Genomic DNA, 24,832 nt, shown 5'->3' with positions numbered 1-24,832 from the left:
TTGACAAGGGTTGATTGATACCCAGTTTTTCACGCTAGATTCCTTCATTTAAAAATTTGAAGTACACTCTATCAGTTTAGCCATAAAAGTAAAGCTAAAGCCAATAGAAGTTTGATATTTACCAAGAACAGCTCGGATCACACCAATAGAATCATGAAAAGTAGTTCAGACAAAACGTAAAATTGTGTAGAATAGGCAAGTTTTCTAGCTTATCTCACTATAAATGAGAGCTGAAAAGTTTAAATTTTTCTAATCATAAGGATTAAATATGAAAAGAGTTGTCATCACAGGTATCGGCATTATTTCGAGTATCGGTAATAACAAAGAAGAAGTGTTAGCTTCATTAAAAGAAGGAAAATCAGGGATTGAGTTTGTGCCTGAATTTGCTGAAGTGGGTATGCGTAGCCAAGTTGCAGGGACAATTAAATTAAATCCAGCGGAATTAATTGATCGCAAAGTGTATCGTTTTATGGGCGATGCTGCGGCTTATGCTTACCTTTCAATGAAAGAAGCGATTGAAGATTCAGGTTTAACAGAAGAACAGGTGTCTAACGACCGCACAGGTTTAGTTATCGGTGCAGGTACAGGTTCTGCACATAGCCAATTAGTGGCTTGTGATGCTGTGCGTAGCCCGCGTGGTGTAAAAGCAGTTGGTCCTTATGCTGTGACTAAAACAATGGCTTCAAGTGTATCTGCTTGCTTGGCAACCCCTTATAAAATTCGTGGTGTGAACTACTCTATCAGCTCTGCTTGTGCAACCTCTGCACACTGTATCGGTCACGCAATGGAGTTAATCCAATTAGGCAAACAAGATGTGGTTTTTGCAGGTGGTGCAGAAGAGCTATCTTGGGAGTGTGCAACCGAATTTGACGCAATGGGTGCTGTTTCAACTAAATATAATGAAACCCCAACTAAAGCTTCTCGTGCTTACGATGCAAACCGTGACGGCTTTGTTATCGCAGGTGGTGGTGCAGTTGTTGTGGTTGAAGAACTTGAACACGCTCTTGCTCGTGGTGCGAAAATTTATGCTGAAATCGTAGGCTATGGTGCAACATCAGACGGTTACGATATGGTTGCACCAAGCGGTGAAGGTGCTGAACGCTGTATGAAACAAGCAATGGCAACGGTTAAAGGTAAAATCGAATATATCAACGTACACGGTACATCAACACCGGTAGGTGATGTGAAAGAATTAGGTGCAATCAAAAATGTATTCGGTGAAAATGCGCCAGCGATTTCATCAACCAAATCAATGACAGGTCACTCACTGGGTGCAGCAGGTGCTCACGAAGCTATCTACTCATTATTGATGTTAGATAATGGTTTCATCGCTCCAAGCATCAATATTGAAGAATTAGACGAGCAAGCAAAAGGCTTAAATATCGTGACAGAACGTCAAGATAAAGCATTAACAACCGTAATGTCTAATAGCTTCGGCTTTGGTGGCACAAACGCTTGTTTAGTTTTCCAAAAATATCAAGGTTAATCCCTTAAATTTAAACAATCAGCCAGTATGCTTAAAACATATTGGCTGATTTTTTTACGTTCAAAATAAAAAAAGACAGAGCCAAGCTATATTAGACTCTGTCCTTACCTTTGTTATTTACTTACTATTTTTTGCTTTCTTTACTGATTTTTTTGTTGCTTTCTTTGTTTTTACTTCAGTCTTTTCATCATAAACAATGGTTTTTACACAAAGTTGAATGATTTTATCCGCACCTTCACGAATATATTGATCGTCTCTTACTTTGCCTTTTTGTAAATCATGCATTGCATCGTCCATAGCTTGAACCATACTAGGCTTATGTAATAAGCCCCAACAATTTTTATCTAAATAATCAACATTTCGCTTAAAGGCATCTGCAAACATCACACCACTATAATAGGCATATTCTTTATGATCTACTAAGCGATTTAACGTCATGGCTTGAATTTGCTCAATAGGTAAAGAAATACGATTGTAGTACCAATCATCAACACCTTGTGTAAAAGCGTTAATATCATAGGTCGGCGTTACTCTATCTTTATAAGTTTGCCCAGTCACGCTATAAGCGATTGCATAAGATTTATGATCAAGTTCCGATTCACTTAAACGGGTTGGAGTTTTATTACTTGAACATGCAGAAAGAATAGTTACACCACAAATTAACAGAAATTTCATTAAGGTTTTCATATCATACTCCTTATTCACTTTTTGAGAATTCCTAAAACTGTTACAATTCTACCTGAAATAAAAGAAAATTGCTTGAGGATTCAATGAAACAGTATTTAGATTTATGCCATCGTATCGTAAATGAAGGAAAATGGGTAGCCAATGAACGCACTGGTAAGCGTTGTTTAACCGTCATTAATGCCGATTTAACCTATGATGTTGAAAAAGGCGAATTTCCCCTTGTTACAACACGCCGTAGCTTTTGGAAAGCAGCCATTGCTGAATTATTAGGCTATATTCGTGGTTATAGTAGCGCAGCAGATTTTCGTGCTTTAGGTACAAAATCGTGGGATGCCAATGCTAACGAAAATAGCGCTTGGTTAGCCAATCCACACCGTAAAGGCGAAGATGATATGGGGCTTGTTTATGGTGCGATTGGTCGAAATTTCCCTAAACCGAATGGCGGAAGTGTGGATTTACTTCGTCAAATTGTTGATGATTTAAGTCGTGGTATTGATAACCGTGGCGAGATTTATACCTTTTATCACCCTGGCGCCTTTGAATTAGGTTGCTTAAGACCATGTTTACACAGCCATCATTTTTCACTATTAGACGGTAAACTTTACCTTAACAGCACTCAACGTTCAGCGGATGTTCCTTTAGGTTTAAACTGGAATATGATTCAATGCTATACCTTTTTAGCATTAATGGCACAAATTACAGGACATGAAGCCGGCCAAGCGTTTCATAAAATTGTTAATGCACATATTTATGAAGATCAACTTGAGCTAATGCGAGATGTTCAGTTAAAAAGAGAACCTTTATCTGCACCAAAACTTATCATTAATCCTGAAATTAAATCGTTAGAAGATTTAGAAACATGGGTAACGCTTGATGATTTCCGTGTGGAAGGCTATGAATATCACCCAAGTATTCAATATCCGTTTTCGGTCTAAGATCTCTTGATCTTTTCATACTCATAAAACTATTTTTTTGGTAAACTTGATACATTTTATACTCATTGAGAATTGATTATGTCAGAAAAGAAAAAAGGCTTTTGGTCGTGGCTTGGCTTTGGAAAAAAAGAAGAAGTAGCTCAAGATACGCCTAAACAAGAAGAAACTCAGCAAGATTCTTCAATGACAGAAAACTCTGTCCTTGAAGAAGCGGTCGAGCATTTAAAAGAGAAAGCACAACAGCTTGAAACCTTTGCGGAAAAGTTAGAAGAGGAAATCGAAGAAAAGCTCGAAACATTAGAAGAAAAAATTGAGCAAAGTTTCGAAGAAGAAAAATCACAAAGCGTTACGCTTATCGATACCGCAGCAGCCTCTCAGAAAGAGGAAGAGCCTCAAGCGCAAGCGGTTGATTTTGCCGAAGATTTTGCAAAAAATAGTGAAAATACGACCGCTTATACTCAAGAAGAAGCAGCTTCCATTAACCATCATCAACAGTTTGAAGCACAAATTGAAGAGATTGTTGAAGCGGAATTACATGCAGAAGAGCATCATAAATCTGCCGCTGAAGAAGAATTCGAAGAGCTTGAAGAGCTTATTGAATTTGAAGGTGAAAGCGAAGTGCATGAAACGGTTTCAGATACACAAGCAGTAAAAGAAACCGAAGCTAAAACACAAGATGAGTATCAAGAAAAACCAAGTCAAGGTGGTTTTTTCAGCCGTTTAATTCAAGGGCTCATTAAAACCAAACAAAGTATTGGTTCTGGCTTTTTCAATTTCTTCCGTGGTAAGAAAATTGATGATGAACTCTTTGAGGAACTTGAAGAGCAACTGTTAATTGCCGACTTAGGTATGCCGACAACCACGAAAATTATTAACAACCTTTCTCAACATGCGACAAAGCAGCAACTTAAAGATGCGGATGCGCTTTATCAGCTTCTTAAAGAAGAATTAGCCGATGTTCTTAAACCGGTAGCTCGTCCGTTAGAAATTGATACGAGTAAAAAACCTTATGTGATTTTAATGGTTGGCGTGAATGGTGTAGGTAAAACAACGACTATTGGTAAACTCGCTCGCCAGTTCCAAAATGAAGGAAAATCCGTCATGTTAGCCGCTGGTGACACTTTCCGTGCAGCGGCAGTTGAACAGCTCCAAGTTTGGGGAGAGCGCAATAACATTCCGGTTATTGCACAAACAAGTGGTTCAGATTCAGCCTCCGTCATTTTTGATGCCATGCAATCAGCTTCTGCAAAAAACATTGATGTGTTAATTGCTGATACAGCAGGTCGTTTACAAAATAAAAACAATCTGATGGATGAGCTGAAAAAAATTGTACGTGTTATGCAAAAATACGATGAAACCGCGCCACATGAAATTATGCTCACGTTAGACGCCGGAACAGGGCAAAATGCGATTAGCCAAGCAAAACTCTTTAATGAAGCCGTGGGTTTAACAGGTATTACCTTAACTAAACTTGACGGCACGGCAAAAGGTGGGGTCATTTTTGCGATTGCTGATCAATTTAATATTCCAATCCGTTTTATTGGGGTGGGTGAAAAAATTGAAGACCTGCGTCCTTTTAACGCAGAAGAATTTATTGAAGCATTATTTATTCATGACGAAAAAGATGCTTAATATTCACGGATGAGAGAATGGCAAACCTTTCTCTCATACCATTTGATCAACTTCCCCTTAGCGGTGGAAAATTAAGAAAAGACAAACACAATGATCAAATTTACTAATGTAAACAAAGCATATAAAGGCGGCAAACCTGCTTTACAAGGAATTAGCTTTCATCTTCCGCCTGGTGGAATGGCATATTTAACTGGGCATTCTGGTGCAGGCAAAAGTACGCTTTTAAAACTGATTATGGGCATTGAACGAGCAAATGGCGGGCAAATTGTTTTTAACGGTCATGATATTACACGCTTAGCCTCTCATGAACTTCCATTTTTACGCCGCCAAATCGGTATGGTTCATCAAGATTATCGATTACTGACCGACCGAACGATTTTAGACAATGTCGCTTTACCTTTAATTATTCAAGGGCTAAATCAGCAAATAGTAGAAAGGGAAGCGCGTCTGGCTTTGGAAAGAGTAGGATTAGCGCATAAGGCAAACTACTTACCGCTTCATCTATCAGGTGGAGAACAACAGCGAGTTGATATTGCTCGAGCGATAGTCCATCGCCCAACGGTATTACTGGCAGATGAGCCAACGGGTAACCTTGATGAAAAACTCTCTTTTGAAATCTTCCGCCTTTTTGAAGAGTTTAATCAACAAGGAACAACCGTCATCGTTGCAACACACGATACAAATATTATCGCCAAACGACCAAAACCTTGTTTGGTACTTGAGCAAGGACATTTAAAAAATTAAAGTAACAAGGAATAATTTATGGTTCGTTCATTCAATAGTCATTTTGGCGCACAAACACGCTATATATTAAGATCTGTTTGGCAAGATTTATTAAAACGTAAGTTTGGTACATTTTTAACCATTCTTGTGATTGCTTCATCGCTAACGATTCCTACCGTGGGATATCTGCTATGGAAAAACACGCACCAAGCTGCAACAGAATTTTATCCAGAACCCGAATTAACCGTTTATCTGAATAAAAACTTATCAGATAATGAAGTGAATTTAGTCGTTGAAAAAATCCGTCAATTTGAGACAGATAAAATTGAATCACTTAATTTTATTTCTCGTCAGCAAAGTCTTGAGGAATTTCGCTCATGGTCTGGTTTTGGCGAAGCATTAGATATTATTGAAGATAATCCTCTTCCTGCCGTAGTCATTTTAAAACCTAAAAAACAATTTAGCACGAATGATACAATGCTTGAGTTTCGTAATGGCTTGCAAAATATTAAAGGTGTGCAAGAAATTCGTCTAGACAATGGCTGGCTTGAGAAATTAACCGCCTTAACATGGCTCATTGCTCGTATTGCAATCGTTTGTACATTATTGATGCTTATTGCTGTTTTCCTCGTCATTGGTAATGCAGTGAGAACGGATGTCGCTAACAGTCGCTCATCTATTGAGGTTCAACAACTTTTAGGCGCAACCGATCATTTTATCGCTCGCCCATTTCTTTATACGGGTATAATTTATGGCTTTTTAGGTAGCTTACTTGCTATTCTCTTTAGTAGTGTTGTCATTAGCTATTTAACTGGTGTTGTAAAATATGTGACCGATATGTTTACCGTAAAATTTGAACTTCATGGTTTAGGATTTAGCGAAGTACTCTTCCTTATCGTTGCATGTATTTTTATTGGCTGGCTTTCAGCAAAAATTGCAACAAGCAAACATATTATTCGAATTGGGTCAAAATATTAAATAGAAGAAGGTGTATTTTATGATGAAATGCACCTTCTTTTTCACACTATTTTTTATATCCACATATCAATACTCCTAAACAAATCAGTATTGCACTGATAATATGAAAAGGTTGTATTGATTCATCTAAGAAACAGATACTAAATATGGCTGCAAAGAGAGGTGTAGAATTCGTCATCACAGCACCTTTTGCGTTACCTACAATAGCGATGCCATAATTCCAAAAGGCATAAGATAAAATCGAAGGCCCTATCACTAAATAAGCAATACCTCCCCATTGAGAAGCGGTTAAATTAGGCAATAATTTTGCAGATTCTTGGCACAATTCATAAATGAAGGCTGGTAATAAACTCAACACAGCTAATCCCACCAGCATAGTTAAAAATACTGTATTACTGATATTCTGTGGTTTAAACCGAATAACACAGCAGTAAACCGCCCAGCTCATCGCTGAGCCCATTGCCCATAAATCGCCATAGTTTAATTCTAAATGCAGTAATCTTTGCCATTCTCCTTGACTTAGTAGCCATACTACACCAATTAAACTTAAAATAGCCCCCAATAAAATAATAGGTCTAATGGATTCACGAAATATCAGCAAATTCAGTAATAATACTAAAACGGGTACAACAGCAAGATAAAGACTAGCATTTAATGCCGTTGTTTTTTGTAATCCTTGATAAAGTGAGGCAGGAAAAATTACTACCCCTAGTATTCCCAATAACCAAATAATACCTAGTGAAGATTTCAATGAATGCCATGCTTTTACTGTCGGGCGAGAGAAACAAAATAGAAGAATCAACAAAGCAGGAAACCAACGTAAAAAAGTGAGAGTAATCGGTGGAACAGCATTGCTTAATAATTTCCCTAACACAAAATTACCACCCCAAAAAGCTGTGGCACAAACTAAGCTGAGATAACCAAGATGTAGCTTAGGATTTTTTGACATTAGTAGCCTCGCTCTACAATAACTCCCACACTAGAGGCTTGAGCAACTGCTTTCGGTTTATGTAATTGAATTCTAAGCGATTGAATTCCATATTCATTTTGTAATAAATCAGCAACTTGATGTGCTACCGTTTCTACCAATTTGAATGGTTTACCTTCGACAAAATCCAAAATTTTTTGTGATACTTCAGCATAATTTAAACAATACTGAACGTCATCAGTCTGGACTGCTTTAGTGAAATCCCATGCCATTTCAATATCGAAAACTAACCTCTGCTTAATAGTATGTTCCCAGTCATAAGCACCAATAGAGGCAAAAGCCGTGAGTTCATGAATAAAAACTTTATCTGTCATGTCATCTTCCTTATTTTTTTCTTCAAATTATTCGGTAAAATAGGTAATTAATATACCATAAAGAGAAATAAGGAAAAACAATGACGCCAATCGCTTATCTTGTCCTTGTTATAGCCTATCTATTAGGTTCTATATCAAGTGCAATCATCTTCTGCAAATTGGCAGGATTACCGGATCCTAGAGAATATGGGTCTAAAAATCCTGGAGCAACTAATGTATTACGTATTGGTGGAAAATTGTCCGCGGTAGGCGTGCTATTATTTGATATGTTAAAAGGGCTACTCCCTACCGCTATTGCATTCAAATTAGGCTTACAACCAAGTGAAATTGGCTTTATCGCTCTTGCTGCTTGTTTAGGACATGTATTCCCTTTATTTTTTAAATTTAAGGGAGGGAAAGGGGTTGCGACAGCTTTAGGAACATTACTTCCTTTTGGTATTGAGATATTTGGTCTCGCAGTAGGAACTTGGGTTACTGTTTTCCTTATCTCTCGATACTCCTCATTAAGCTCTGTTATCAGCGCTTTAGTTCTACCGATTTTTGTTTGGTATTTTCAACCTGAATTTACTTTTCCTATTGCCCTAATTTGTTGTTTATTGATCTATCGACACCACGATAACTTACAACGTTTGTGGAGAGGGCAAGAAAATAAATTTTCTTTTCGTTAAAAGGAAGAATGATAAACAACAAAGCCAAAGATATTTATCTTTGGCTTTTAACTTATTTTTTCTCTTTTGCATCACAATGACTAATATCATGGCAGTTGCCGTAGAGATATAAGCTATGTGTTGCTAGTTTGATCCCGTGTTTTTCACTGATTTCTCGCTGGCGGCGTTCAATATCCGGGTCTTTAAATTCAAAGACTTTACCGCAATCAATACAGATAATATGGTCGTGATCTTGTTCGACATTGAGCTCAAAGACGGCTTTATTCGCATCAAAGTTATGTTTAACAAGAATACCCACCTCTTCAAATTGGTTAAGCACACGATACACGGTTGCTAAGCCAATATCCGATTCACGTTCCAGTAATAGCTTATAAATGTCTTCCGCAGAGAAATGTTGCATTTGCTCACGTGTTTCTTGCATCAATGCAAGAATCGTTAAACGAGGTTCAGTTACTTTTAAACCTACGCTTTTTAATAATTTGGTATTTTCTTCAGACATAACTGCCACCTTTGTCCTTGTTTTAAATTATGCCAATTGATCGAGACACATTTCTTCGGTTAATTGTTTACACCACACTTTTACACGTTCATTCGTTAATTCAGGCTGGCGATCTTCATCGATACAAAGTCCGACAAAAGTATTCTCATCAACTAACGCTTGAGACGATTCAAAGGTATAGCCATCGGTCGGCCAAAGTCCAACAATCACACCGCCATTCGGTTCTACTACATCACGCACGGTTCCCATTGCATCACAGAAGTATTCTGCGTAATCTTCTTGGTCGCCACAGCCAAAAATTGCCACCACTTTGCCGTTAAAATCAATTTCTTTTAAGGTTGGCATAAAATCGTCCCAATCTGCTTGAGATTCGCCGTAATACCACGTTGGAATACCAAACATTAAGAAATCATATGCTTCAATATCTTCTTTTGTACTTTTGGCAATATCACGAATATCAACTAAGTTTGCACCAAGTTCTTTTTGGATCATCTTTGAGATATTTTCTGTATTACCAGTATCACTACCGTAGAATAAGCCTACTGCTGCCATATTAAATTACCTACTTTTCTTCTGCTTCAGTGTTTCCACTGAAATAACGATTTAAAATATTTTCAATGAGTTGTCCGCGTGTTATTCCACGTTGAGCGGCTTCCTCTTCAAGTGATTGCACCAAATCCGTGTGTAACTTTAATTCAACACGTTTTAGACCGAATGAACGATCTCGTCTAAGTTGATTACGTTTGTTAATACGAACTTGTTGCTCTCGACTAAGGGGATTTGTTCGAGGTCGCCCAACTTTTGGCACGCTTGCAAACAAATCAAGGGTTATACAATCTGCGTCTTGTTTTGCCATAATGTTCCATTTGATGGGCTTTTGCTACCTATCATATCAATCACTTTTGCTAATTGAGAATGATAAGCTACTTATTAAATGCCTACTATACCATATTCTTTATCTGTTTTGAACGTCATTACGTCCATCAATTCTCATTCGCACATAATTCTAACGTTTTTTGAATTAAGGCTAATGCAATGGTTCCTTGTGGCGGTAATTCGGGTAAAGGCTTATCGTAGTCAAACCATTGGGCATCTACAATTTCGTCTTCTTGCAACGAAATATCACCGCTTGCATAGTCTGCTAAAAAGCCTAACATCAATGAATTTGGAAAAGACCACGGCTGGCTACCAAAGTAGCGTACATTTTTGACTTTGATCCCCGTTTCTTCAAAAATTTCTCTTTCAATGGTTTGTTCAACATCTTCGCCTGCTTCAACAAAACCAGCTAAAGTGGTATAAATCGTCCCTTTGTGGCGTAAATGGTTTGCCAATAAAATTTGTTTACCTTTGCGCACCGCCACAATAATAGAAGGGCTGATCACGGGGTAACTGCGGTGTCCGCAATGTTCGCAATGCACCGCCAATTCATTGGAGGCTATCTCTGTTTTTTGACCACATGTTCCGCAAAATCGGTGTGTAAGTAAAAAATGATTTAACGAAACCGCGCGATGTAATAAATTGGCTTCAGTTTTAGGGCGGGCAATTTGGCTGCGTAAAAACGTAAATTCACGATGATTATCTTGCGCTTCGGCTTGTAATAGATATACCGGCAAACCTTGATATTCGCCCATTTGAATTTTATTTCTCCCAATAAAACCAAGCTCTTGCTCACTTCCCATTAAAAGTTGATTATCCTTTAAGGCGACATCAAATTCTTTCACGATAATCCAATATGCTTTACTCATTTCTCAATCCTAGTTGTTTAAATAACCGGCTTTTCTCCGACAATGATAATATTCGATATTCGCCACTCCCTAGTTCCCCAAGTTGATAATGTCCAAGCCCGACACGAATAAGCCTTAAGGTTGGAAAACCGATGTGTGCTGTCATTCTGCGGACTTGACGATTTTTCCCTTCGGTAATTTTAAGTTCAATCCAGCTTGTGGGTATGGTTTTACGTTCTCGAATTTTAGGTGCGGTTTGCCAATCAAAATCAGGCGCTTCAATCTGTTTTGCTTTTGCCGGTTGCGTTAAACCATCTTTGAGTTCAACGCCTTTCTCTAATTTCGCTAAATCGGCTTGTGAGGGAATGCCCTCCACTTGAACCCAGTAGGTTTTCTCTTTCTCAAATTTAGGGTGTGCTAAGCGGTGTTGTATTTCGCCATTATTGGTAAGCAGTAATAAACCTTCACTATCTCGATCTAATCGCCCAACGGGATAAATTTTCGGAATATCAATAAAATCTTTTAAGGTCTTTCGCCCCTGTTCATCGGTAAATTGGGTCAGGACATCATAAGGTTTATTGAAAAGGACGATGATCGTTTCTTCCAAGTTTAATCGAGTTGCAAGCGGTCGTTTTTGTGGTTTATTTTGCTTATGCCATCTCGGATTGGTTCGTTTAAACATACTCATTTTTTTAAATTTGCCCAAGCAACAGAAAGAAGAATAATCGCCCCACCTATAAACATTGTGAGCGTTGGTACTTCGTTAAAACAGATCCAAGCAATAGCAATGGCGTAAACCGGTTCCAATGAAATAATCATTGAAGCGGTACGCGCATTGATGGTATCAAGGCTGGAAACAAATAATGTATAAGCCACCGTTGTACATAAAAAACCGATACAAAAGATCCAAAACCAATCTACCGCTGAAACCACCAATAATTTTTCCGCAGAAAACGGCAACAAAATCAATCCGGCAAAAAGATATTGCCACCAGCTTGCTTGTGTGCCGGATAGTTTACTCATATTTTTACGGTTCACAATCGCTAAAATACCGTAAGACAGCGCAGAAAAAATGCCCCAAAGCAAGCCTTGTGTTCCTTCACTTCCCAGCGTAAATTCAGGCGTAACTAAAATTAGCCCGATAGTAATTGCCACTAATAAGATGATTTCTTTTAAATGTAATTTTTCTTTAAAAAAGATCACTTCAAATAGCGCAACAAAGGCAGGGAAACTGGCAAAACCTAAAGTGGCTAAAGCCACACCACCGACTTTTACCGCAACGAAAAAAGTTACCCAGTGAGCAGCTAATAATGCACCTGAAAGCGCAAGTTGCCCAATTTCTTTTTTAGATAACGAGACAAGCGGTTGTTTTTTCCAAATAAAATACAAAGAGATCATAAAAAAGGCGATCCAAACTCGCCCTAATACCAGTGTATCCGCACTACTTTGAATTAAAGCCCCAAAAATCCCAGAAGCCCCAAAAAGAACGGCGGTACTATGAACTTTTAGCAACGCTAAAGTGTGTTTATTCATTATTTAATCCATTTATCTTGATCTTGTTGTCTTTCGAAGACTGCATCAATAATGGTGTCATCTTTTGCGTGCGAGGTTTGATAGCTTCCAAATTGCATAAAACTGACCCGCTTTTTAAAGACACGCCCAAGCATTGCCATCATCATTTTTCGTGTAAAAGGAAGTACACATAAAATCGCCAAAATATCGCTTAAAAAACCGGGGATAATCAGTAAAATACCGGCAAAAACAAATAGCACAGAACTCATCAGCGACTCTGCCGGTAATTTTCCTTCGCTAAGTTCTTGACGAATAGAATACATCGTATAAAGACCACGAAGTTTGACAAACCATAATCCTAATGCGGAAATCGCAATCAGCAATAAAATAGTTGGGAAAACGCCAAGATAACTTCCAACGCTGACCAATAAAGATAATTCGCCATAAATATATAAAATAATCCCAAACAGAATAAATAAGAGTGGCATAATAGGCTTCCTTATTTTGATTTGAACTTTTAAAATAACCGTAACAGTAACGATCATCTATCGAGTAATAGATATAGGGAATAAAATGACAGAATTCAACATTAATGAAACATTAAATACGCTTGGGCTACGTTGCCCCGAACCGGTAATGCTTGTGCGTAAAACCATCCGTAATATGCAAGCGGGCGAAATTTTACATATTATTGCCGATGATCCTGCCACAACGCGTGATATTCCGAGCTTTTGTGAGTTTATGGATCACCGTCTGTTAAAAAGCGAAACAGATAGCCAACCTTATCAGTATTGGGTGCAAAAAGGGATATTGTAAAGATAGAAGCAGTATGACTTAAAATCATACTGCTTAACTCTAGATTCCACTTTTTCTTGCATTTTGCCTTTCTTGCTCCAAGTCTGACTCAGCATTAATTCCCCCACTAACCATGCCAAGTAAAGGACTCGCAATTCGTATAGACTGAGGTTCACAAAACTGACGAAACTCATCAGCAAGCCAATTAGGTTTTTTCTTTTCTAAATAAAGTAGGACTTCTCTTGCATAACATTTTCTAATTAAATATAAAGCCGATCCGGAATTCATAAATGCATTTTTATCATTAGAGGATAAAAAACTATATTGTTCAACCTCTCCTTTTGCCAAAGATAGTGCAGGAAGATTTTCGTAAAAAAGCATTTGCATAATCACAATATTAATTCCAGATGCTTGTTTTAAGTTCTCTTGAAGCTTTTGAATATTTGCAAGAAAGTCTTCACATAGCACAACATCATCTTCCGCAATTACTGCAAAGTCATCTTCTGAAATAGAGGGATTATTCACAATTTTCTTCCAACACTTTATGTGTGAAAGCGTACAGGCTATTTCTCCTAAAGTTACATCGCGACGATATACATCTCTAATATATTGGCTATCAAAAAATATATCTTTTTCACCGTCACTAACTAACTTTAGGATTTCTTTATCAATAGCGGCGACTCTTTCGAAATACTTTGCATCAGGATGCAAATTAAATTTATGTAGCCTATCTGTTCTTGAATTTAAATTAATTACATAACCAATAAACATACATTTTTCCAAAGTTTTAATGACGAGTACGAGTAATTTCTACTTCATCGAAATCAAAATCTTCATCGTGTTCATCAAAAAATTCGCCATCATCGCCGTATTCATCTTCTTCACCATTTGGATCTTCGAAATAAGTTCCCCAACCTTCGTATTCCGCACCGGCTTTTTCAATTAAAGGAAGCAGCTCTTTTTGCTGTGCTGTAATTAAATCGGCATTGAGATTGATTTCACTCACAATATCACAAACAAAGAACACCTTACCGTCTTCTTCAACCTCCTCTGCATCAGAGATTTCATAGCCTAGTTTATAAGCATCGACAACAAGTTTTTCTAATTTATCAAAATCGTGGTGAGCAACGTGGTGTTCAATAATATAAAGCGCTTCCGGATCAGAGCCATCATCTAATAAATTTTGAATGATCTCGTCTGTTTCTTGGCGTAATAAAGCTAAATCGTACATCTTATTCTCCTGCTACAAAGGCTTCAGCAAACCAGCTATCTAATTTTGCTGAAAGTTTATCAATTCCAATTTTATTTAAGGCGGAATAGGCTTCTACTTGCACATCGCCTTGGAAAGGTAAAATGGCTTCTCTCACCATTTTAACCGTTTTGCTACGGGCTGATTGGCTCAATTTATCTGCTTTTGTTAAAAGTAGTAGTACCGGTAATTCTGCCGAAACCGCCCATTCAATCATTTGTTGGTCTAAATCTTTTAACGGATGGCGAATATCCATCAGAATGACGACACCACGTAAACATTCACGTTTTTGTAAGTACTCGCCCAATGCTTTTTGCCATTGTAATTTCATTTGTTCCGGTACGGCAGCATAACCATAGCCCGGTAGATCCACCAATTTACATTGCGGTTCTACCTCAAACAAGTTAATCAACTGTGTCCGCCCCGGTGTTTTGGACGTACGAGCTAAGTTCTTTTGGTTGGTTAAAGCATTCAGAGAAGTGGATTTTCCTGCATTAGAACGCCCTGCAAACGCAATTTCAATACCGCTATCTTCCGGCAAATGACGAATATCAGGCGCAGAAGTTAAAAATTTTGTCTTATGGTAATTCAGTTTAATTTGTTCTGTCATAACGTTTTGATTTTCTCTTTAAAGATAAAAGGCAAGCCCTGTTCTCCATATTGATTAGCTTGCGGATAACTGCGAAAAAAGCCCCATTCTAAAAAAACGATGGTGCAAATCAACATCGGCATCAGTAAACCAAGCAACCAAGCAATATCGCCAGTGGTTGATTGTGCCATCAAATAGCAAGCGATTGGGACACATAAAATAAAAGCGTTTTTGCCCGAGCGATTTCTGTCGTGTAGCCGTTTTACAATAATCGCCAAACAACTATATAGGCTTATTGCCAAAGGTAACAGCATTATGGTGTTAAAAGCGGTCGGATTTGGCAAAAAATTTACCAAAATAAAGAGAAAAGCAAAGTTAATTGCAATCCCTGTCCAAAATCCCTGCCGATTTAACCGCCCCTGAAAACTAAAAAGCCCTTTATACCAAATCATAGCTATCCTAATGCAACATCAAGAACCATCATTACCACAAAGCCAACCATCAGGCTTAAGGTGGCAATATCGGTGTTCCCATTACTTTGTGATTCAGGAATTAACTCTTCCACAACAACGAAAATCATTGCCCCTGCCGCAAATGCCAAGGCGTAAGGTAAAATCGCTGTCATGGATAAAACAAATGCAGCACCAATCACAGCTGCAATCGGCTCAACAACTGCAGACATTGAGCCATACCAAAAGGCTTTCCAGCGAGAATGCCCTTCACCTCGAATAGGAAGAGAAAGTGATGAACCTTCAGGAATATTTTGCAAACCAATCCCAATCGCTAATCCAATCGCCCCCATAATAGAAGCATCCACGCCGGGTACTTGCGTTGCCAATGCCCCAAATGTTACCCCGATAGCTAAACCTTCAGGAATGTTGTGAATGGTAATCGCCAAAAAAAGCAACATACTTTTTGATAAGCCCTTTTTAGGTTGCATACCTTCCGCTTCCTCAATGGGCTTACTTAAATGTAAATGCGGTACAACGTAGTCGATCAAACGGATAAAAAATCCACCAAGGAGAAAACCTATCGCCGCAGGCAGCCACGCTAAAGAGCCGTAATCTGCTTCAGCATATTCCAGTGCCGGTGCTAAAAGCGACCAAAAAGAGGCCGCAATCATTACCCCTCCGGCAAAGCCCATCATCATGTCTAATAATTTACGGTTTACCGTCTTAAAGAAGTAAACGAATGAAGAGCCAAAAATCGTACATCCCCAAGTAAACAAACCGGCAATAAAGGCTTGCATAATGGGATGTAGTGATAAAAAATAATCAAACATAGTAAATCCTTAAAAATAAAGCGGTTCGATTTTAGCAAAATTTTGCAAATTTTTCGCTAAATCTTACCGCCTATTTAACGATTTAAATGTCATCGTCTGCTAAAAAACCACCACTTTGATGCGCCCATAATTTAGCATAAACACCATTTTGTGCTAACAGCTCTTCATGGGTGCCTTGTTCCACGATTTCGCCTTTATCTAATACGATTAAACGATCCATTGCCATAATGGTTGATAAACGATGCGCAATCGCTACAACCGTTTTGCCTTCCATTAAGTCAGTGAGGTTCTCTTGAATTGCCACTTCAACTTCGGAGTCTAAGGCACTTGTTGCTTCATCAAGTAACAAAATCGGAGCATCTTTTAACATAACACGCGCAATCGCAATACGTTGGCGCTGCCCACCGGAGAGTTTAACGCCTCGTTCGCCTACGTGTGCATCTAACCCCGTGCGTCCTTTTGCATCTTGTAAATTAGGGATAAACTCGCTTGCTGCGGCTTTTTGTATCGCTTGTAGCATCTCTTCTTCTGTCGCATTTGGTCTGCCGTACATTAAATTTTCACGGACGGAACGGTGTAGCAATGATGTATCTTGGGTAACTAAGCCAATTTGTGAGCGTAAACTTTCTTGGGTAATATCACGTACATTCTGCCCATCAATGGTAATTGTACCGTTTTGAATATCATAAAAACGAAGCAATAAATTCGTGAGGGTCGATTTTCCTGCGCCACTTCGACCCACTAATCCGACTTTTTCTCCCGCTTTAATCGTGAGATCAAAATCTTTCAATAATGGCTTTTTCGGATCATAAGCAAAATCAACGTGCTCAAATTTAATTTCGCCCTGCGTTACCGTTAATGGCTTAGCATCTGCCTTATCTACTACGGTATGCGGTTTAGAAAGCGTTGCCATGCCATCTTGAACTGTACCTAAGTTTTCAAATAGACGGGCAAATTCCCACATAATCCATTGTGATAAGCCTTTGATACGTAACGCCAGTGCCGTTGAAGTAGCAATTGCGCCTGCACTCACGATTTCTTGCGACCAAAGCCATAAACCAATTCCTGCTGTCGAAACAATCAAAGCAATGCTGGTAAAATTGGTTAAGGTTTCAATGATGGTTACGAGTCGCATCTGTTTATGTACCGTTGTCATAAATTCTTCCATCGACTCTTTTGCATAAGCCGACTCACGATTACCGTGAGAAAAGAGTTTAACCGTTGCGATATTAGAATAAGCATCGGTAATGCGACCGGTCATCAAACTACGTGCATCAGATTGCTCTTGAGCGGCTTCGGCTAATTTTGGCACAAATACTCGAATAGTAATTGCCAGTGAAATAACCCATAGAATGAAAGGTAAGAATAACCAACCATCAAATTGCAATAAAATGACGCTTGATGTTGTTAAGTAAACGGCAACATAAATAAGCATATCCGCACAAGTCATTACGACATCTCGCACAGCTAATGCTGTTTGCATCACTTTAGCGGAAACCCTGCCGGCAAATTCATCTTGGTAAAAGCCCATACTTTGCCCAAGCATTAAACGGTGGAAGTTCCAACGTAAACGCATTGGGAAAACACCTTGCAAACTTTGGAAACGAATGCTGCTGGCTAAGAAAACAAAAAGTACGCCCAGCATTGCAACAAAGAACATACCAATAATCGCACTGCCTTTTTCTTGCCATAATGCAGCCGGACTAAGTTTATTGATCCAATCAACTAATTCGCCCATAAATTGGAATAAGATCGCCTCAATAATCCCAACGGCTGCAACTAAAATGGTTAAAATCGTTAAGTAACCTCTCATTCCTTTTGTTGCTTCAAAAATAAAAGGAATAATGCCGGATTTGGGTGTTTGGGGAGCTTCTTCCGGATATGTTTCAACTCGGTTTTCAAACCAAGTAAAAATTTTATTAAACATTTCTCTATCCTAAAAAATAAGGACGCTGGCATGCGTCCGTTACAATTATTGTTTAAATTATAAAGGCTGTAGGGACACACTGCGTGTGTCCGTTGGGTGTAGCAACTATGTTCAATCACCTCATCGTGGCGGTCGATATATACAACCCTCGCCCCTTGTGGGAGAGGGACAGATTTTGCTTCGTTTAGAAGCAAAATCAGGGAGAGGGGGAAATCGTATTTTGAAAGCCGTTGGCTTTTCCCCTCTCTCTGCCAAAGATTGCTGAACGCACTCTTCGGCTGTCTCTCTCCCACAAGGGGAGAGAGTTTGAGTATCGTTTTAGGAATATCGTAGAGGAAAATTATATTTCCCCTACAAAATGTGTAAAACAACTACATCATTTGAAAAATAAATCAAAAATTTAACCGCTTGTTGAGCCGTAAATTATGGATTTAATAATTTTTCGTCTAAGGCTAAATCTTCGTTACGATTAACACCAATTCCTTTTGCAAGCACATCACGGGCAATTTGATGTGCTTCTTCTAAAGAATGTTCTTTATACGAACCGCATTGGTATTCATTCAATTCCGGAATTTTTGACACATCCGGCACTTTATTTAAAGCATCTTCCATTGAAGCTGTCCACGCTTTTACCACCTCTTGTTCAGAAGGTGTGCCAATTAATGACATATAAAAACCAGTACGGCAGCCCATTGGCGAAATATCAATGATTTCAACTGTTTCACTATTAAGGTGATCACGCATAAAACCGGCAAATAAATGCTCCATTGTATGAATACCACGTACAGGTAAAATATCAATGTTTGGGCGGCAAAAACGTAAATCAAACACGGTAATGGTATCTCCTTTTGGCGTTGTCATCGTTTTTGCCACACGTACTGCCGGAGCATTCATTCTTGTATGATCAACTTTAAAACTATCTAATAAAGGCATTTTGCTCTCCTCATAAAATTGTTAAATTATTCCGCTATCCCTTGATCCCAAGCCGGAGCATCTTGCGGAATTTTACGTTGTAATAAGAAATGACGATTTGGTTTTGCTTGAGGCTGAACCACTCGTCCCGAAGGGGTTGAAAATTCAATGCCGCCTTTCAGTAATTGGGACATTGTGCCGGAATTCATACTTACCCCTTGCAAGCTCACATCCATTGTATAGCCTGAAGCCGCCCAAAATTCCGTATTATTTCTCACTAAATGCTGATATTTATTTTCTATACTTAAATGGATCAACACTCGATCGCCTAACTCACTTAAATTCAGTTTTTTCACGATCCCAACTTGCATTCCTCGATATAAAACCGGTGCTTCCAGCTCAATACCTCGTGCATCACTGGTTTCCACAATAATAGGGTAGCCATTGGCATAAGTCGTTTGAGTCGTTGCTGTATCGGATAAATTAAAGAGCGTTTGAGCTTTTCCGCTTCCTGCTTCAACATTGATATAAGTTTGTAACATTGCATCAATATTTTTTATCCCGCTTGTTGTAATTTCAGGAGAAATCGCACTGAATTTACTACCGGTTTTGGCAAGTAATGAATAATACTGTCCATCAAGGTAAGCGGTTACTTTTATCTGTTTTTTTGCATTTTGTAATTCAAGCTTTTCTACTTTACCAACGGTTAAGCCCATATAGCGAATATCCATGCCTTTAAAGAGTTTTGAGGCATCTTTGGCAATAAGCGTAATATACGTATAACCAGCCGTTGCTTGTTCTTTACTTGCATATAACGTTTTACTTCCTTTTCCTTCGTTATCGAAGCTGATCGCACCTTTTAACGTTCTCATTAAAGGCGAAGATTGAACCGTTAAACCTTTTAAAGAAAGCTCTGCGGCAATCGCCGGTTCAATCCAGAAACGGCTTTTTTCACTCATTAAATGACGATAAGCTGGCTCAATATAAAGCTCAACATCAAAGCCATTTTTCTGTGGGTGAACGTTTAAAATTTCCCCAACTTGAAAATCTCGATAAAGGACAACAGACCCTTTATCAATCCCTTCTAATGTTTTTGCAGATAAAATAACTGTCGCTTTTTTCTCACTTGAAGTTATCCCTGCTTGTGCCGAATCCATATCTTTATAAAGTGGGTAGCTACTTTTCGCCTTGCCATTTTGCTGTTTATCAGCAATTAAACGTACACCACCTTTAATCCAATCATTTGGCGAACCGGCTTTTACTCGAACACCATCCAAGCCCACGCTAATATCTAAATTAGAAATGGCAACGAATTTACTATTTTCCGAAATTAATGCTCGATAAGGTGGATAAATCATCGCCTTGAAAGAGACATTATCAATGCTTAACTGACGTTTTAAAACTTCACCAATTTGAATATCGTTATAATAAATACCTTGCCCTTCTTCAACACCATAAGATTCTGGTGCCGTTAGAGTTAAAGCGAGAATATTTGGGAGTGAAAGCAAGTAATCCGCTTCTTTCTGTACGGTAAAACTTAACTTTTCTTCTCCTTCTCCGGCTAAAATATCGAAATAAATTCCTCTAAATAACTCACCAATTTTACTAATTTGCTCTTTATTTAAGCTAAATTTTGGCTCACGCAATAAAATTGCCGTGCCATTTTTCAGCAAGTCACTATGATTAGGATCAATCAAGAGCGTCCCTTTTAACATGCCTTTACGACCAATGCCTTTAAAAAATTCATTGTCATCGTCACGAGGCATTTCTAAATTAGACAGCACGCCGACTTGCACATTTTTATAAAAAACAGGGGTTTCATTGACCTTCAAATTATCCGCTATTGGGACTGCAACTTTTACCTCTACCCCTCTTAATGCAGATTTCAGATCCTTATATAAAGAAAATGTTTGCCCTTGTTCTGCCGCTTCAGAATTATCCGGAGAATCAAAAGAGACTGCTCCTACAACCACAGAGGCTAAACTATCCACAGAAATATCTACGCCAGATAATCCAGCTTTTACATCAATACCACTGATATTCCAAAAACGGCTATCTTTTTTCACTAAAGAAGCATATTTTTTGTTAATCAGCACATCAATTTCAACTTTTTTATGGTCGGCACTAAAACGATAATCGGCAACTTGCCCAACAGGCGCTTTACGATAATAAATTTGAGCTCCTGCAGTAATTGAACCTAGATCATCAGAAATTAAACGCACTAATAAAGCACCATCCGTTGCAATGGCAACAGGTGCCTCATCTTCAGCAATAAATTCATCTTTACTTTTTGCCTCAGGATCAGTACTTGGTTTTAAGGTAATATAATTGCCTGAAACCAATGTATCTAACCCTGAAACCCCTGCGAGTGAAGCCGTTGGCTTAACCACCCAGAAAATCGTTCCTTCTTTCAGTACTGATTTAGCTTCAGGATTTATTTCTGCTTCTACTTGAACCTTTTTCAAGTTATCCACAAAATAGACTTTTTTCACTAAACCAATTTGCAAACCTTGATAGCGAATAGCCGTTTTGCCCGCAGTAATGCCATCCCCTTCATTAAAGCGGATAGTGATTGTTTCCCCTTGTTCTTTTAAAATTTGAAAGAAAAGTAAACAGCCAATAGCAAATGCGACTATCGGCAGTAACCAAAACGGAGAAATTTTACGAGGCGGTCTAATTTTTGCAACTTGTACAGTTTGTTCTTCCATTTTCTTAATCTTTTCGATAAATATCTTGCCCATCACGGCGTGTTTTTAAGATACGTAAAATCCAAACATACTGTTCAGGATTTTTAGGCACGAAGTATTCAATCACTTCATTCATTTGGCGAGCGGATTGTAACTCATCGCCTGCAAATTCAAGAGGCGGTAAGATCTCAATTTGATATACGCCTTTTTCTGCATTATAAATCGGAAACATCGGGATCACGACAGCATTAGCTACTCGAGCCATTTTTGCCAAACCCGGTAATGTTGCCTTTTCTGTGGCAAAAAAGGGAACATAAACACTTGCCTTTTCGCCAAAATCTTCATCAGGGAGAAAATAGCCAAGATTTCCTTTACGCACATCATTTAAAAAAGGTTTAATACCATTCTGACGGGTATGCATTTTACCGCCGAAACGTTCCCGTGTACGGTTCCATAACCAATCCACAAGAGGATTATGATGAGGATTATACATAGAAACCATTGGCATACCATACGTATGCATAATAATGCCAGAGGCATCAATCGACCAAGTGTGAGGGACAAGTAAAATCACATTTTTACCTGATGCTCTCGCTTCTCGTACAATGTCTAACCCTGAAAATTCGCTACGTTTTTGGATATGATCTACCGAACGTAAAGCGATTTCGCCAATCCCTAACATCGTTTGAGCAACGGTAATAAACATTTTTTCAATAACATCTGCACGTTTTTCTTCCGACCAATCCGGAAAACAGTAACGTAAATTTGTCTCTGCTCGATGATATTGCTTTTTCCCTTTCAGCTTTCTTACAACGATTTTAGCCAGTTTAGCCGCTATCTTATCGCGGATTCTAAACGGCACATAAGCTAAAATCATAAGCACGAAAATACCCAGCCAAATTCCCCAGTATTTAGGGTGTAAAAAGGCCTTTTGGAATTGATGTTGATAACCTACTCGATATGTCTCTCGTTCCATATTAGTCCTTGTTACTAAGCTTCTCAATTCGAATGACCAAAATACGTGCAGAGTGTGCTTTTAATATCGTAAAGACATATCCGTCAAGTGTAATTTGATCATTGACTTTAGGGATCGTATCAAATTGAGAGAGTAAAAAACCACCTAATGTAAATTGTTCGGCATTTTCAAACATATCAGGCTCATTTAACTCTAATTTGAGCTGTTCTAGCGTTGCCGTGCCTTGCACAATCCAGTAATCTTCTCGTGCAACAATTTCTAATGTTTCATCTTCATCAGGGAATTCACCGGCAATCGCTTCTAATAAGTCTAATGGTGTAACTAATCCTGCCACTTGCCCATATTCATCAATAACAATTGCTAAATTACCTTTAGCATTTTTCAACATATTCAACAATTTTAAATTATCTACGGTATCAGGTACGATAACAGGCTGTTGTTTAGCTAATAACGGTTTTAACGCCATAAAGATATCTTGATGATTATCTAATACTGCTAAAATATCCTTCGCTCTCACCACACCTAAAATTTCATCAATGCTTCCACGACAAACCGGGAATAAATTATGTGGCGTATCTAAAAGCTGCTGTCTGATTTCTTCTTCTGTTGTTTCAATATCTACCCACGAAATTTCATTTCTTGGTGTCATAATCGTTTGAACATTACGCTCGCCTAACGCTAATACACCGCTGATCATATAACGCTCTTCTTGTGCAAAAGGTAAAACTTGTTCGACTTCCGATTTTTCTTCTGTTGTTGCGGTATCGCTCACTTCTTTTGCCGTTTTGCCACCCATTAAACGTAAAATCGCCTCAGCCGTACGATCTCTTAGTGGCTGCTGGTTTTCATACTTAGTTTGATTACGATGAGCGAATTGGTTAAAGCCCTCAATTAAAATTGAGAAGCCAATTGCCGCATAGAGGTAGCCTTTTGGAATATGTAATCCAAGGCCTTCTGCAATAAGGCTAAAGCCAATCATCAACAAGAAACTTAAGCATAAAATGACGACCGTAGGATGTTTGCCTACAAATTCTGTGAGCGCTTTTGAAGCAATAAGCATAAGCCCCATAGCAATCACAACCGCAATCATCATGACTTCAAGCTGTTTTACCATCCCCACAGCGGTAATGACAGCATCAAAAGAGAACACGGCATCTAATACAACAATTTGTACCACAACGGCATATAAACTTGCATAAACAATATTCTCTCCCGTTGTTTCAGATTTACCTTCTAAACGCTCATGTAATTCAATAGTCGCTTTAAAAAGTAAAAACAATCCCCCAACAATTAAAATAATATCTCGAATTGAGAGTGAAAAAAGTGTATTACTAATCACTGGTGTCGTTAAAGTCACGAGCCAAGACATCACAGATAATAACCCTAATCGCATAATAAGTGCGAGGGTTAAGCCGACCCGACGAGCTTTTGCACGTTGTGATGGAGGGAGTTTATTCGCTAAAATAGCAATAAACACTAAATTATCTATTCCTAAAATGATCTCAAGAATAATTAAAGTGATTAAACCAAGCCAAATGGAAGAATCACTAAAAAGCTCTAACATATATTCCTCAATGTTTATTTTTTCTTATTATCCAGTAAATTCTTTATTGCTAAGATAATCCCCAGACCAATAAATGCTCCTGGCGGTAAAATAGCTAGAAGTAAACCGGAATCTAAATGTAGCACATCTATTTTAACGGCTTTTGCCCAACTACCCAATAATAAGTCCAAACCATCAAATAGCGTGCCATTGCCGATAATTTCACGAATTGCACCAAGTAAAACAAGGCTAAATGTCATACCCAGTCCCATAGCAAAGCCATCAAAAGCAGAATGGGCAATACTGTTTTTAGAAGCAAAAGCCTCCGCTCGTCCAATCACAATACAGTTAGTCACAATCAACGGAATGAAGATCCCTAGTGATTGATAAACCGGATAAGCAAACGCATTCATCAGTAATTGCACGGCAGTAACCACCGTTGCGATGACCATCACATAAATCGGGATACGAATATCGTGCGGCGTGATTTTACGAAATAGCGAAATTGTCGTATTTGTACAAATTAACACAAATAAGGTCGCTAAGCCTAATCCCAGCGCATTTGTTACACTATTCGAAACCGCTAAAAGAGGGCATAACCCTAATAATTGAACTAAGGTTCCATTATTTTTCCATAATCCATCTGTCAGCAACGACTTCCAAATATGAGGCTCTGGCGTTGTTGTTTCGACTTGTACAACGGGAATTTGATTTTCTGTTGTCATT

The 24,832-nt window shown here is 38.5% G+C and carries 28 protein-coding genes; 7 read left to right on the top strand and 21 right to left on the bottom strand.

Annotation, left to right across the window (positions count from 1 at the left end):
* The first annotated feature begins 268 nt into the window (after positions 1-268).
* Positions 269-1,486: a beta-ketoacyl-ACP synthase I gene (gene fabB, locus DDU33_RS10700; RefSeq protein ID WP_108925154.1), complete on the top strand. Its 1,218-nt coding sequence runs from the start codon at positions 269-271 to the stop codon at positions 1,484-1,486.
* A gap of 117 nt (positions 1,487-1,603) precedes the next feature.
* On the opposite strand, the gene DDU33_RS10695 is transcribed toward fabB, so the two are convergent.
* Entirely contained in the window at positions 1,604-2,173 is a 570-nt protein-coding gene (locus tag DDU33_RS10695; protein ID WP_005818161.1) for a hypothetical protein, read from the bottom strand.
* Between the two features lie 83 nt (positions 2,174-2,256).
* On the opposite strand from DDU33_RS10695, the gene DDU33_RS10690 reads away from it, so the two are divergent.
* The 4 genes from DDU33_RS10690 (at position 2,257) to ftsX (ending at position 6,441) form a co-directional block, all read left to right on the top strand.
* Positions 2,257-3,108, top strand: a complete 852-nt coding sequence (locus tag DDU33_RS10690; RefSeq protein ID WP_108925152.1) for a thymidylate synthase — start codon at positions 2,257-2,259, stop codon at positions 3,106-3,108.
* A gap of 78 nt (positions 3,109-3,186) precedes the next feature.
* Positions 3,187-4,740: a signal recognition particle-docking protein FtsY gene (ftsY, locus tag DDU33_RS10685; RefSeq protein ID WP_108925150.1), complete on the top strand. Its 1,554-nt coding sequence runs from the start codon at positions 3,187-3,189 to the stop codon at positions 4,738-4,740.
* 90 nt (positions 4,741-4,830) lie between these two features.
* Positions 4,831-5,484 (top strand): cell division ATP-binding protein FtsE, encoded by a 654-nt coding sequence (gene ftsE, locus DDU33_RS10680; RefSeq protein WP_005818166.1) that lies wholly within the window; start codon positions 4,831-4,833, stop codon positions 5,482-5,484.
* Between the two features lie 18 nt (positions 5,485-5,502).
* Positions 5,503-6,441: a permease-like cell division protein FtsX gene (ftsX, locus tag DDU33_RS10675; RefSeq protein ID WP_108925148.1), complete on the top strand. Its 939-nt coding sequence runs from the start codon at positions 5,503-5,505 to the stop codon at positions 6,439-6,441.
* 46 nt (positions 6,442-6,487) lie between these two features.
* On the opposite strand, the gene DDU33_RS10670 is transcribed toward ftsX, so the two are convergent.
* Positions 6,488-7,390, bottom strand: coding sequence for a DMT family transporter (locus DDU33_RS10670; protein WP_108925146.1), 903 nt, complete (start codon positions 7,388-7,390; stop codon positions 6,488-6,490).
* Positions 7,390-7,743, bottom strand: a complete 354-nt coding sequence (gene folB / locus DDU33_RS10665) for a dihydroneopterin aldolase (RefSeq protein ID WP_005818173.1) — start codon at positions 7,741-7,743, stop codon at positions 7,390-7,392. The genes DDU33_RS10670 and folB overlap by 1 nt, the downstream gene beginning before the upstream one ends.
* 80 nt (positions 7,744-7,823) lie before the next feature.
* On the opposite strand from folB, the gene plsY reads away from it, so the two are divergent.
* Positions 7,824-8,411 (top strand): glycerol-3-phosphate 1-O-acyltransferase PlsY, encoded by a 588-nt coding sequence (plsY, locus tag DDU33_RS10660; RefSeq protein WP_005818174.1) that lies wholly within the window; start codon positions 7,824-7,826, stop codon positions 8,409-8,411.
* Positions 8,412-8,463: 52 nt separating this feature from the next.
* Here plsY and fur read toward each other — a convergent pair whose 3' ends face one another.
* The 7 genes from fur to DDU33_RS10625 all read right to left on the bottom strand — a co-directional run bounded on the left by fur (position 8,464) and on the right by DDU33_RS10625 (position 12,634).
* Positions 8,464-8,910 carry a ferric iron uptake transcriptional regulator gene (gene fur, locus DDU33_RS10655; RefSeq protein ID WP_005818176.1) on the bottom strand — a complete coding sequence of 149 codons (447 nt, stop codon included), beginning with the start codon at positions 8,908-8,910 and terminating at the stop codon, positions 8,464-8,466.
* 27 nt (positions 8,911-8,937) lie between these two features.
* Positions 8,938-9,462, bottom strand: coding sequence for a flavodoxin FldA (gene fldA, locus DDU33_RS10650; RefSeq protein WP_005818178.1), 525 nt, complete (start codon positions 9,460-9,462; stop codon positions 8,938-8,940).
* 10 nt (positions 9,463-9,472) lie between these two features.
* On the bottom strand, positions 9,473-9,766 hold the full coding sequence (gene ybfE / locus DDU33_RS10645) for a LexA regulated protein (RefSeq protein WP_005818180.1): 294 nt from the start codon (positions 9,764-9,766) through the stop codon (positions 9,473-9,475).
* Between the two features lie 127 nt (positions 9,767-9,893).
* Positions 9,894-10,655 carry an NAD(+) diphosphatase gene (nudC, locus tag DDU33_RS10640; RefSeq protein ID WP_108925144.1) on the bottom strand — a complete coding sequence of 254 codons (762 nt, stop codon included), beginning with the start codon at positions 10,653-10,655 and terminating at the stop codon, positions 9,894-9,896.
* On the bottom strand, positions 10,648-11,322 hold the full coding sequence (locus tag DDU33_RS10635) for a pseudouridine synthase (RefSeq protein ID WP_108925326.1): 675 nt from the start codon (positions 11,320-11,322) through the stop codon (positions 10,648-10,650). Before DDU33_RS10635 ends, nudC begins: the two co-directional genes overlap by 8 nt.
* On the bottom strand, positions 11,319-12,167 hold the full coding sequence (locus DDU33_RS10630; RefSeq protein ID WP_108925142.1) for a DMT family transporter: 849 nt from the start codon (positions 12,165-12,167) through the stop codon (positions 11,319-11,321). Before DDU33_RS10630 ends, DDU33_RS10635 begins: the two co-directional genes overlap by 4 nt.
* Positions 12,167-12,634, bottom strand: coding sequence for an FxsA family protein (locus DDU33_RS10625; protein ID WP_108925140.1), 468 nt, complete (start codon positions 12,632-12,634; stop codon positions 12,167-12,169). The genes DDU33_RS10630 and DDU33_RS10625 overlap by 1 nt, the downstream gene beginning before the upstream one ends.
* A gap of 85 nt (positions 12,635-12,719) precedes the next feature.
* On the opposite strand from DDU33_RS10625, the gene tusA reads away from it, so the two are divergent.
* Positions 12,720-12,962, top strand: a complete 243-nt coding sequence (tusA, locus tag DDU33_RS10620) for a sulfurtransferase TusA (RefSeq protein WP_108925138.1) — start codon at positions 12,720-12,722, stop codon at positions 12,960-12,962.
* A 39-nt stretch (positions 12,963-13,001) separates the two neighbouring features.
* Here tusA and DDU33_RS10615 read toward each other — a convergent pair whose 3' ends face one another.
* The 11 genes from DDU33_RS10615 to DDU33_RS10565 form a co-directional block, all read right to left on the bottom strand.
* A complete protein-coding gene (locus tag DDU33_RS10615; RefSeq protein ID WP_108925135.1) occupies positions 13,002-13,712 on the bottom strand; it encodes a glycosyltransferase family 25 protein in 711 nt (236 codons plus the stop codon).
* Positions 13,713-13,728: 16 nt separating this feature from the next.
* A complete protein-coding gene (rraB, locus tag DDU33_RS10610) occupies positions 13,729-14,172 on the bottom strand; it encodes a ribonuclease E inhibitor RraB (protein WP_108925133.1) in 444 nt (147 codons plus the stop codon).
* A gap of 1 nt (position 14,173) precedes the next feature.
* The gene (gene yihA / locus DDU33_RS10605) at positions 14,174-14,800 is read right to left on the bottom strand and encodes a ribosome biogenesis GTP-binding protein YihA/YsxC (protein WP_005818190.1); all 627 of its coding nucleotides are present in this window, start codon (positions 14,798-14,800) and stop codon (positions 14,174-14,176) included.
* On the bottom strand, positions 14,797-15,231 hold the full coding sequence (locus DDU33_RS10600; RefSeq protein WP_108925131.1) for a DUF805 domain-containing protein: 435 nt from the start codon (positions 15,229-15,231) through the stop codon (positions 14,797-14,799). Before DDU33_RS10600 ends, yihA begins: the two co-directional genes overlap by 4 nt.
* Positions 15,232-15,233: 2 nt before the next feature.
* Positions 15,234-16,061 (bottom strand): ZIP family metal transporter, encoded by an 828-nt coding sequence (locus DDU33_RS10595; RefSeq protein ID WP_108925129.1) that lies wholly within the window; start codon positions 16,059-16,061, stop codon positions 15,234-15,236.
* Between the two features lie 82 nt (positions 16,062-16,143).
* Positions 16,144-17,988 (bottom strand): ABC transporter ATP-binding protein, encoded by a 1,845-nt coding sequence (locus DDU33_RS10590; protein WP_108925127.1) that lies wholly within the window; start codon positions 17,986-17,988, stop codon positions 16,144-16,146.
* Positions 17,989-18,411: 423 nt separating this feature from the next.
* Positions 18,412-18,921 carry an S-ribosylhomocysteine lyase gene (gene luxS / locus DDU33_RS10585; protein ID WP_108925125.1) on the bottom strand — a complete coding sequence of 170 codons (510 nt, stop codon included), beginning with the start codon at positions 18,919-18,921 and terminating at the stop codon, positions 18,412-18,414.
* A gap of 26 nt (positions 18,922-18,947) precedes the next feature.
* Positions 18,948-21,608, bottom strand: coding sequence for a PqiB family protein (locus tag DDU33_RS10580; RefSeq protein ID WP_108925123.1), 2,661 nt, complete (start codon positions 21,606-21,608; stop codon positions 18,948-18,950).
* Between the two features lie 4 nt (positions 21,609-21,612).
* Positions 21,613-22,563, bottom strand: coding sequence for a lauroyl-Kdo(2)-lipid IV(A) myristoyltransferase (lpxM, locus tag DDU33_RS10575; RefSeq protein WP_108925121.1), 951 nt, complete (start codon positions 22,561-22,563; stop codon positions 21,613-21,615).
* Position 22,564: 1 nt separating this feature from the next.
* The gene (locus DDU33_RS10570) at positions 22,565-24,127 is read right to left on the bottom strand and encodes a TerC family protein (protein WP_108925119.1); all 1,563 of its coding nucleotides are present in this window, start codon (positions 24,125-24,127) and stop codon (positions 22,565-22,567) included.
* 14 nt (positions 24,128-24,141) lie between these two features.
* Positions 24,142-24,831: an electron transport complex subunit E gene (locus DDU33_RS10565; protein WP_005818199.1), complete on the bottom strand. Its 690-nt coding sequence runs from the start codon at positions 24,829-24,831 to the stop codon at positions 24,142-24,144.
* Position 24,832 lies beyond the last annotated feature (1 nt).

Origin of the sequence: Actinobacillus porcitonsillarum (assembly GCF_003101015.1) — a bacterium.
Lineage (GTDB): Bacteria > Pseudomonadota > Gammaproteobacteria > Enterobacterales > Pasteurellaceae > Haemophilus_A > Haemophilus_A porcitonsillarum.
The sequence above is the reverse complement of the archived record's forward strand: the minus strand, read 5'-3'. Positions and strand labels throughout refer to the sequence as shown.

What these genes read in the sequence shown, in the direction of transcription:
- fabB (WP_108925154.1), top strand. Translation starts at nt 269, where the DNA reads ATGAAAAGAGTTGTCATCACAGGTATCGGCATTATTTCGAGTATCGGT.
- DDU33_RS10695 (WP_005818161.1), bottom strand. Translation starts at nt 2,173, where the DNA reads ATGAAAACCTTAATGAAATTTCTGTTAATTTGTGGTGTAACTATTCTT.
- DDU33_RS10690 (WP_108925152.1), top strand. Translation starts at nt 2,257, where the DNA reads ATGAAACAGTATTTAGATTTATGCCATCGTATCGTAAATGAAGGAAAA.
- ftsY (WP_108925150.1), top strand. Translation starts at nt 3,187, where the DNA reads ATGTCAGAAAAGAAAAAAGGCTTTTGGTCGTGGCTTGGCTTTGGAAAA.
- ftsE (WP_005818166.1), top strand. Translation starts at nt 4,831, where the DNA reads ATGATCAAATTTACTAATGTAAACAAAGCATATAAAGGCGGCAAACCT.
- ftsX (WP_108925148.1), top strand. Translation starts at nt 5,503, where the DNA reads ATGGTTCGTTCATTCAATAGTCATTTTGGCGCACAAACACGCTATATA.
- DDU33_RS10670 (WP_108925146.1), bottom strand. Translation starts at nt 7,390, where the DNA reads ATGTCAAAAAATCCTAAGCTACATCTTGGTTATCTCAGCTTAGTTTGT.
- folB (WP_005818173.1), bottom strand. Translation starts at nt 7,743, where the DNA reads ATGACAGATAAAGTTTTTATTCATGAACTCACGGCTTTTGCCTCTATT.
- plsY (WP_005818174.1), top strand. Translation starts at nt 7,824, where the DNA reads ATGACGCCAATCGCTTATCTTGTCCTTGTTATAGCCTATCTATTAGGT.
- fur (WP_005818176.1), bottom strand. Translation starts at nt 8,910, where the DNA reads ATGTCTGAAGAAAATACCAAATTATTAAAAAGCGTAGGTTTAAAAGTA.
- fldA (WP_005818178.1), bottom strand. Translation starts at nt 9,462, where the DNA reads ATGGCAGCAGTAGGCTTATTCTACGGTAGTGATACTGGTAATACAGAA.
- ybfE (WP_005818180.1), bottom strand. Translation starts at nt 9,766, where the DNA reads ATGGCAAAACAAGACGCAGATTGTATAACCCTTGATTTGTTTGCAAGC.
- nudC (WP_108925144.1), bottom strand. Translation starts at nt 10,655, where the DNA reads ATGAGTAAAGCATATTGGATTATCGTGAAAGAATTTGATGTCGCCTTA.
- DDU33_RS10635 (WP_108925326.1), bottom strand. Translation starts at nt 11,322, where the DNA reads ATGAGTATGTTTAAACGAACCAATCCGAGATGGCATAAGCAAAATAAA.
- DDU33_RS10630 (WP_108925142.1), bottom strand. Translation starts at nt 12,167, where the DNA reads ATGAATAAACACACTTTAGCGTTGCTAAAAGTTCATAGTACCGCCGTT.
- DDU33_RS10625 (WP_108925140.1), bottom strand. Translation starts at nt 12,634, where the DNA reads ATGCCACTCTTATTTATTCTGTTTGGGATTATTTTATATATTTATGGC.
- tusA (WP_108925138.1), top strand. Translation starts at nt 12,720, where the DNA reads ATGACAGAATTCAACATTAATGAAACATTAAATACGCTTGGGCTACGT.
- DDU33_RS10615 (WP_108925135.1), bottom strand. Translation starts at nt 13,712, where the DNA reads ATGTTTATTGGTTATGTAATTAATTTAAATTCAAGAACAGATAGGCTA.
- rraB (WP_108925133.1), bottom strand. Translation starts at nt 14,172, where the DNA reads ATGTACGATTTAGCTTTATTACGCCAAGAAACAGACGAGATCATTCAA.
- yihA (WP_005818190.1), bottom strand. Translation starts at nt 14,800, where the DNA reads ATGACAGAACAAATTAAACTGAATTACCATAAGACAAAATTTTTAACT.
- DDU33_RS10600 (WP_108925131.1), bottom strand. Translation starts at nt 15,231, where the DNA reads ATGATTTGGTATAAAGGGCTTTTTAGTTTTCAGGGGCGGTTAAATCGG.
- DDU33_RS10595 (WP_108925129.1), bottom strand. Translation starts at nt 16,061, where the DNA reads ATGTTTGATTATTTTTTATCACTACATCCCATTATGCAAGCCTTTATT.
- DDU33_RS10590 (WP_108925127.1), bottom strand. Translation starts at nt 17,988, where the DNA reads ATGTTTAATAAAATTTTTACTTGGTTTGAAAACCGAGTTGAAACATAT.
- luxS (WP_108925125.1), bottom strand. Translation starts at nt 18,921, where the DNA reads ATGCCTTTATTAGATAGTTTTAAAGTTGATCATACAAGAATGAATGCT.
- DDU33_RS10580 (WP_108925123.1), bottom strand. Translation starts at nt 21,608, where the DNA reads ATGGAAGAACAAACTGTACAAGTTGCAAAAATTAGACCGCCTCGTAAA.
- lpxM (WP_108925121.1), bottom strand. Translation starts at nt 22,563, where the DNA reads ATGGAACGAGAGACATATCGAGTAGGTTATCAACATCAATTCCAAAAG.
- DDU33_RS10570 (WP_108925119.1), bottom strand. Translation starts at nt 24,127, where the DNA reads ATGTTAGAGCTTTTTAGTGATTCTTCCATTTGGCTTGGTTTAATCACT.
- DDU33_RS10565 (WP_005818199.1), bottom strand. Translation starts at nt 24,831, where the DNA reads ATGACAACAGAAAATCAAATTCCCGTTGTACAAGTCGAAACAACAACG.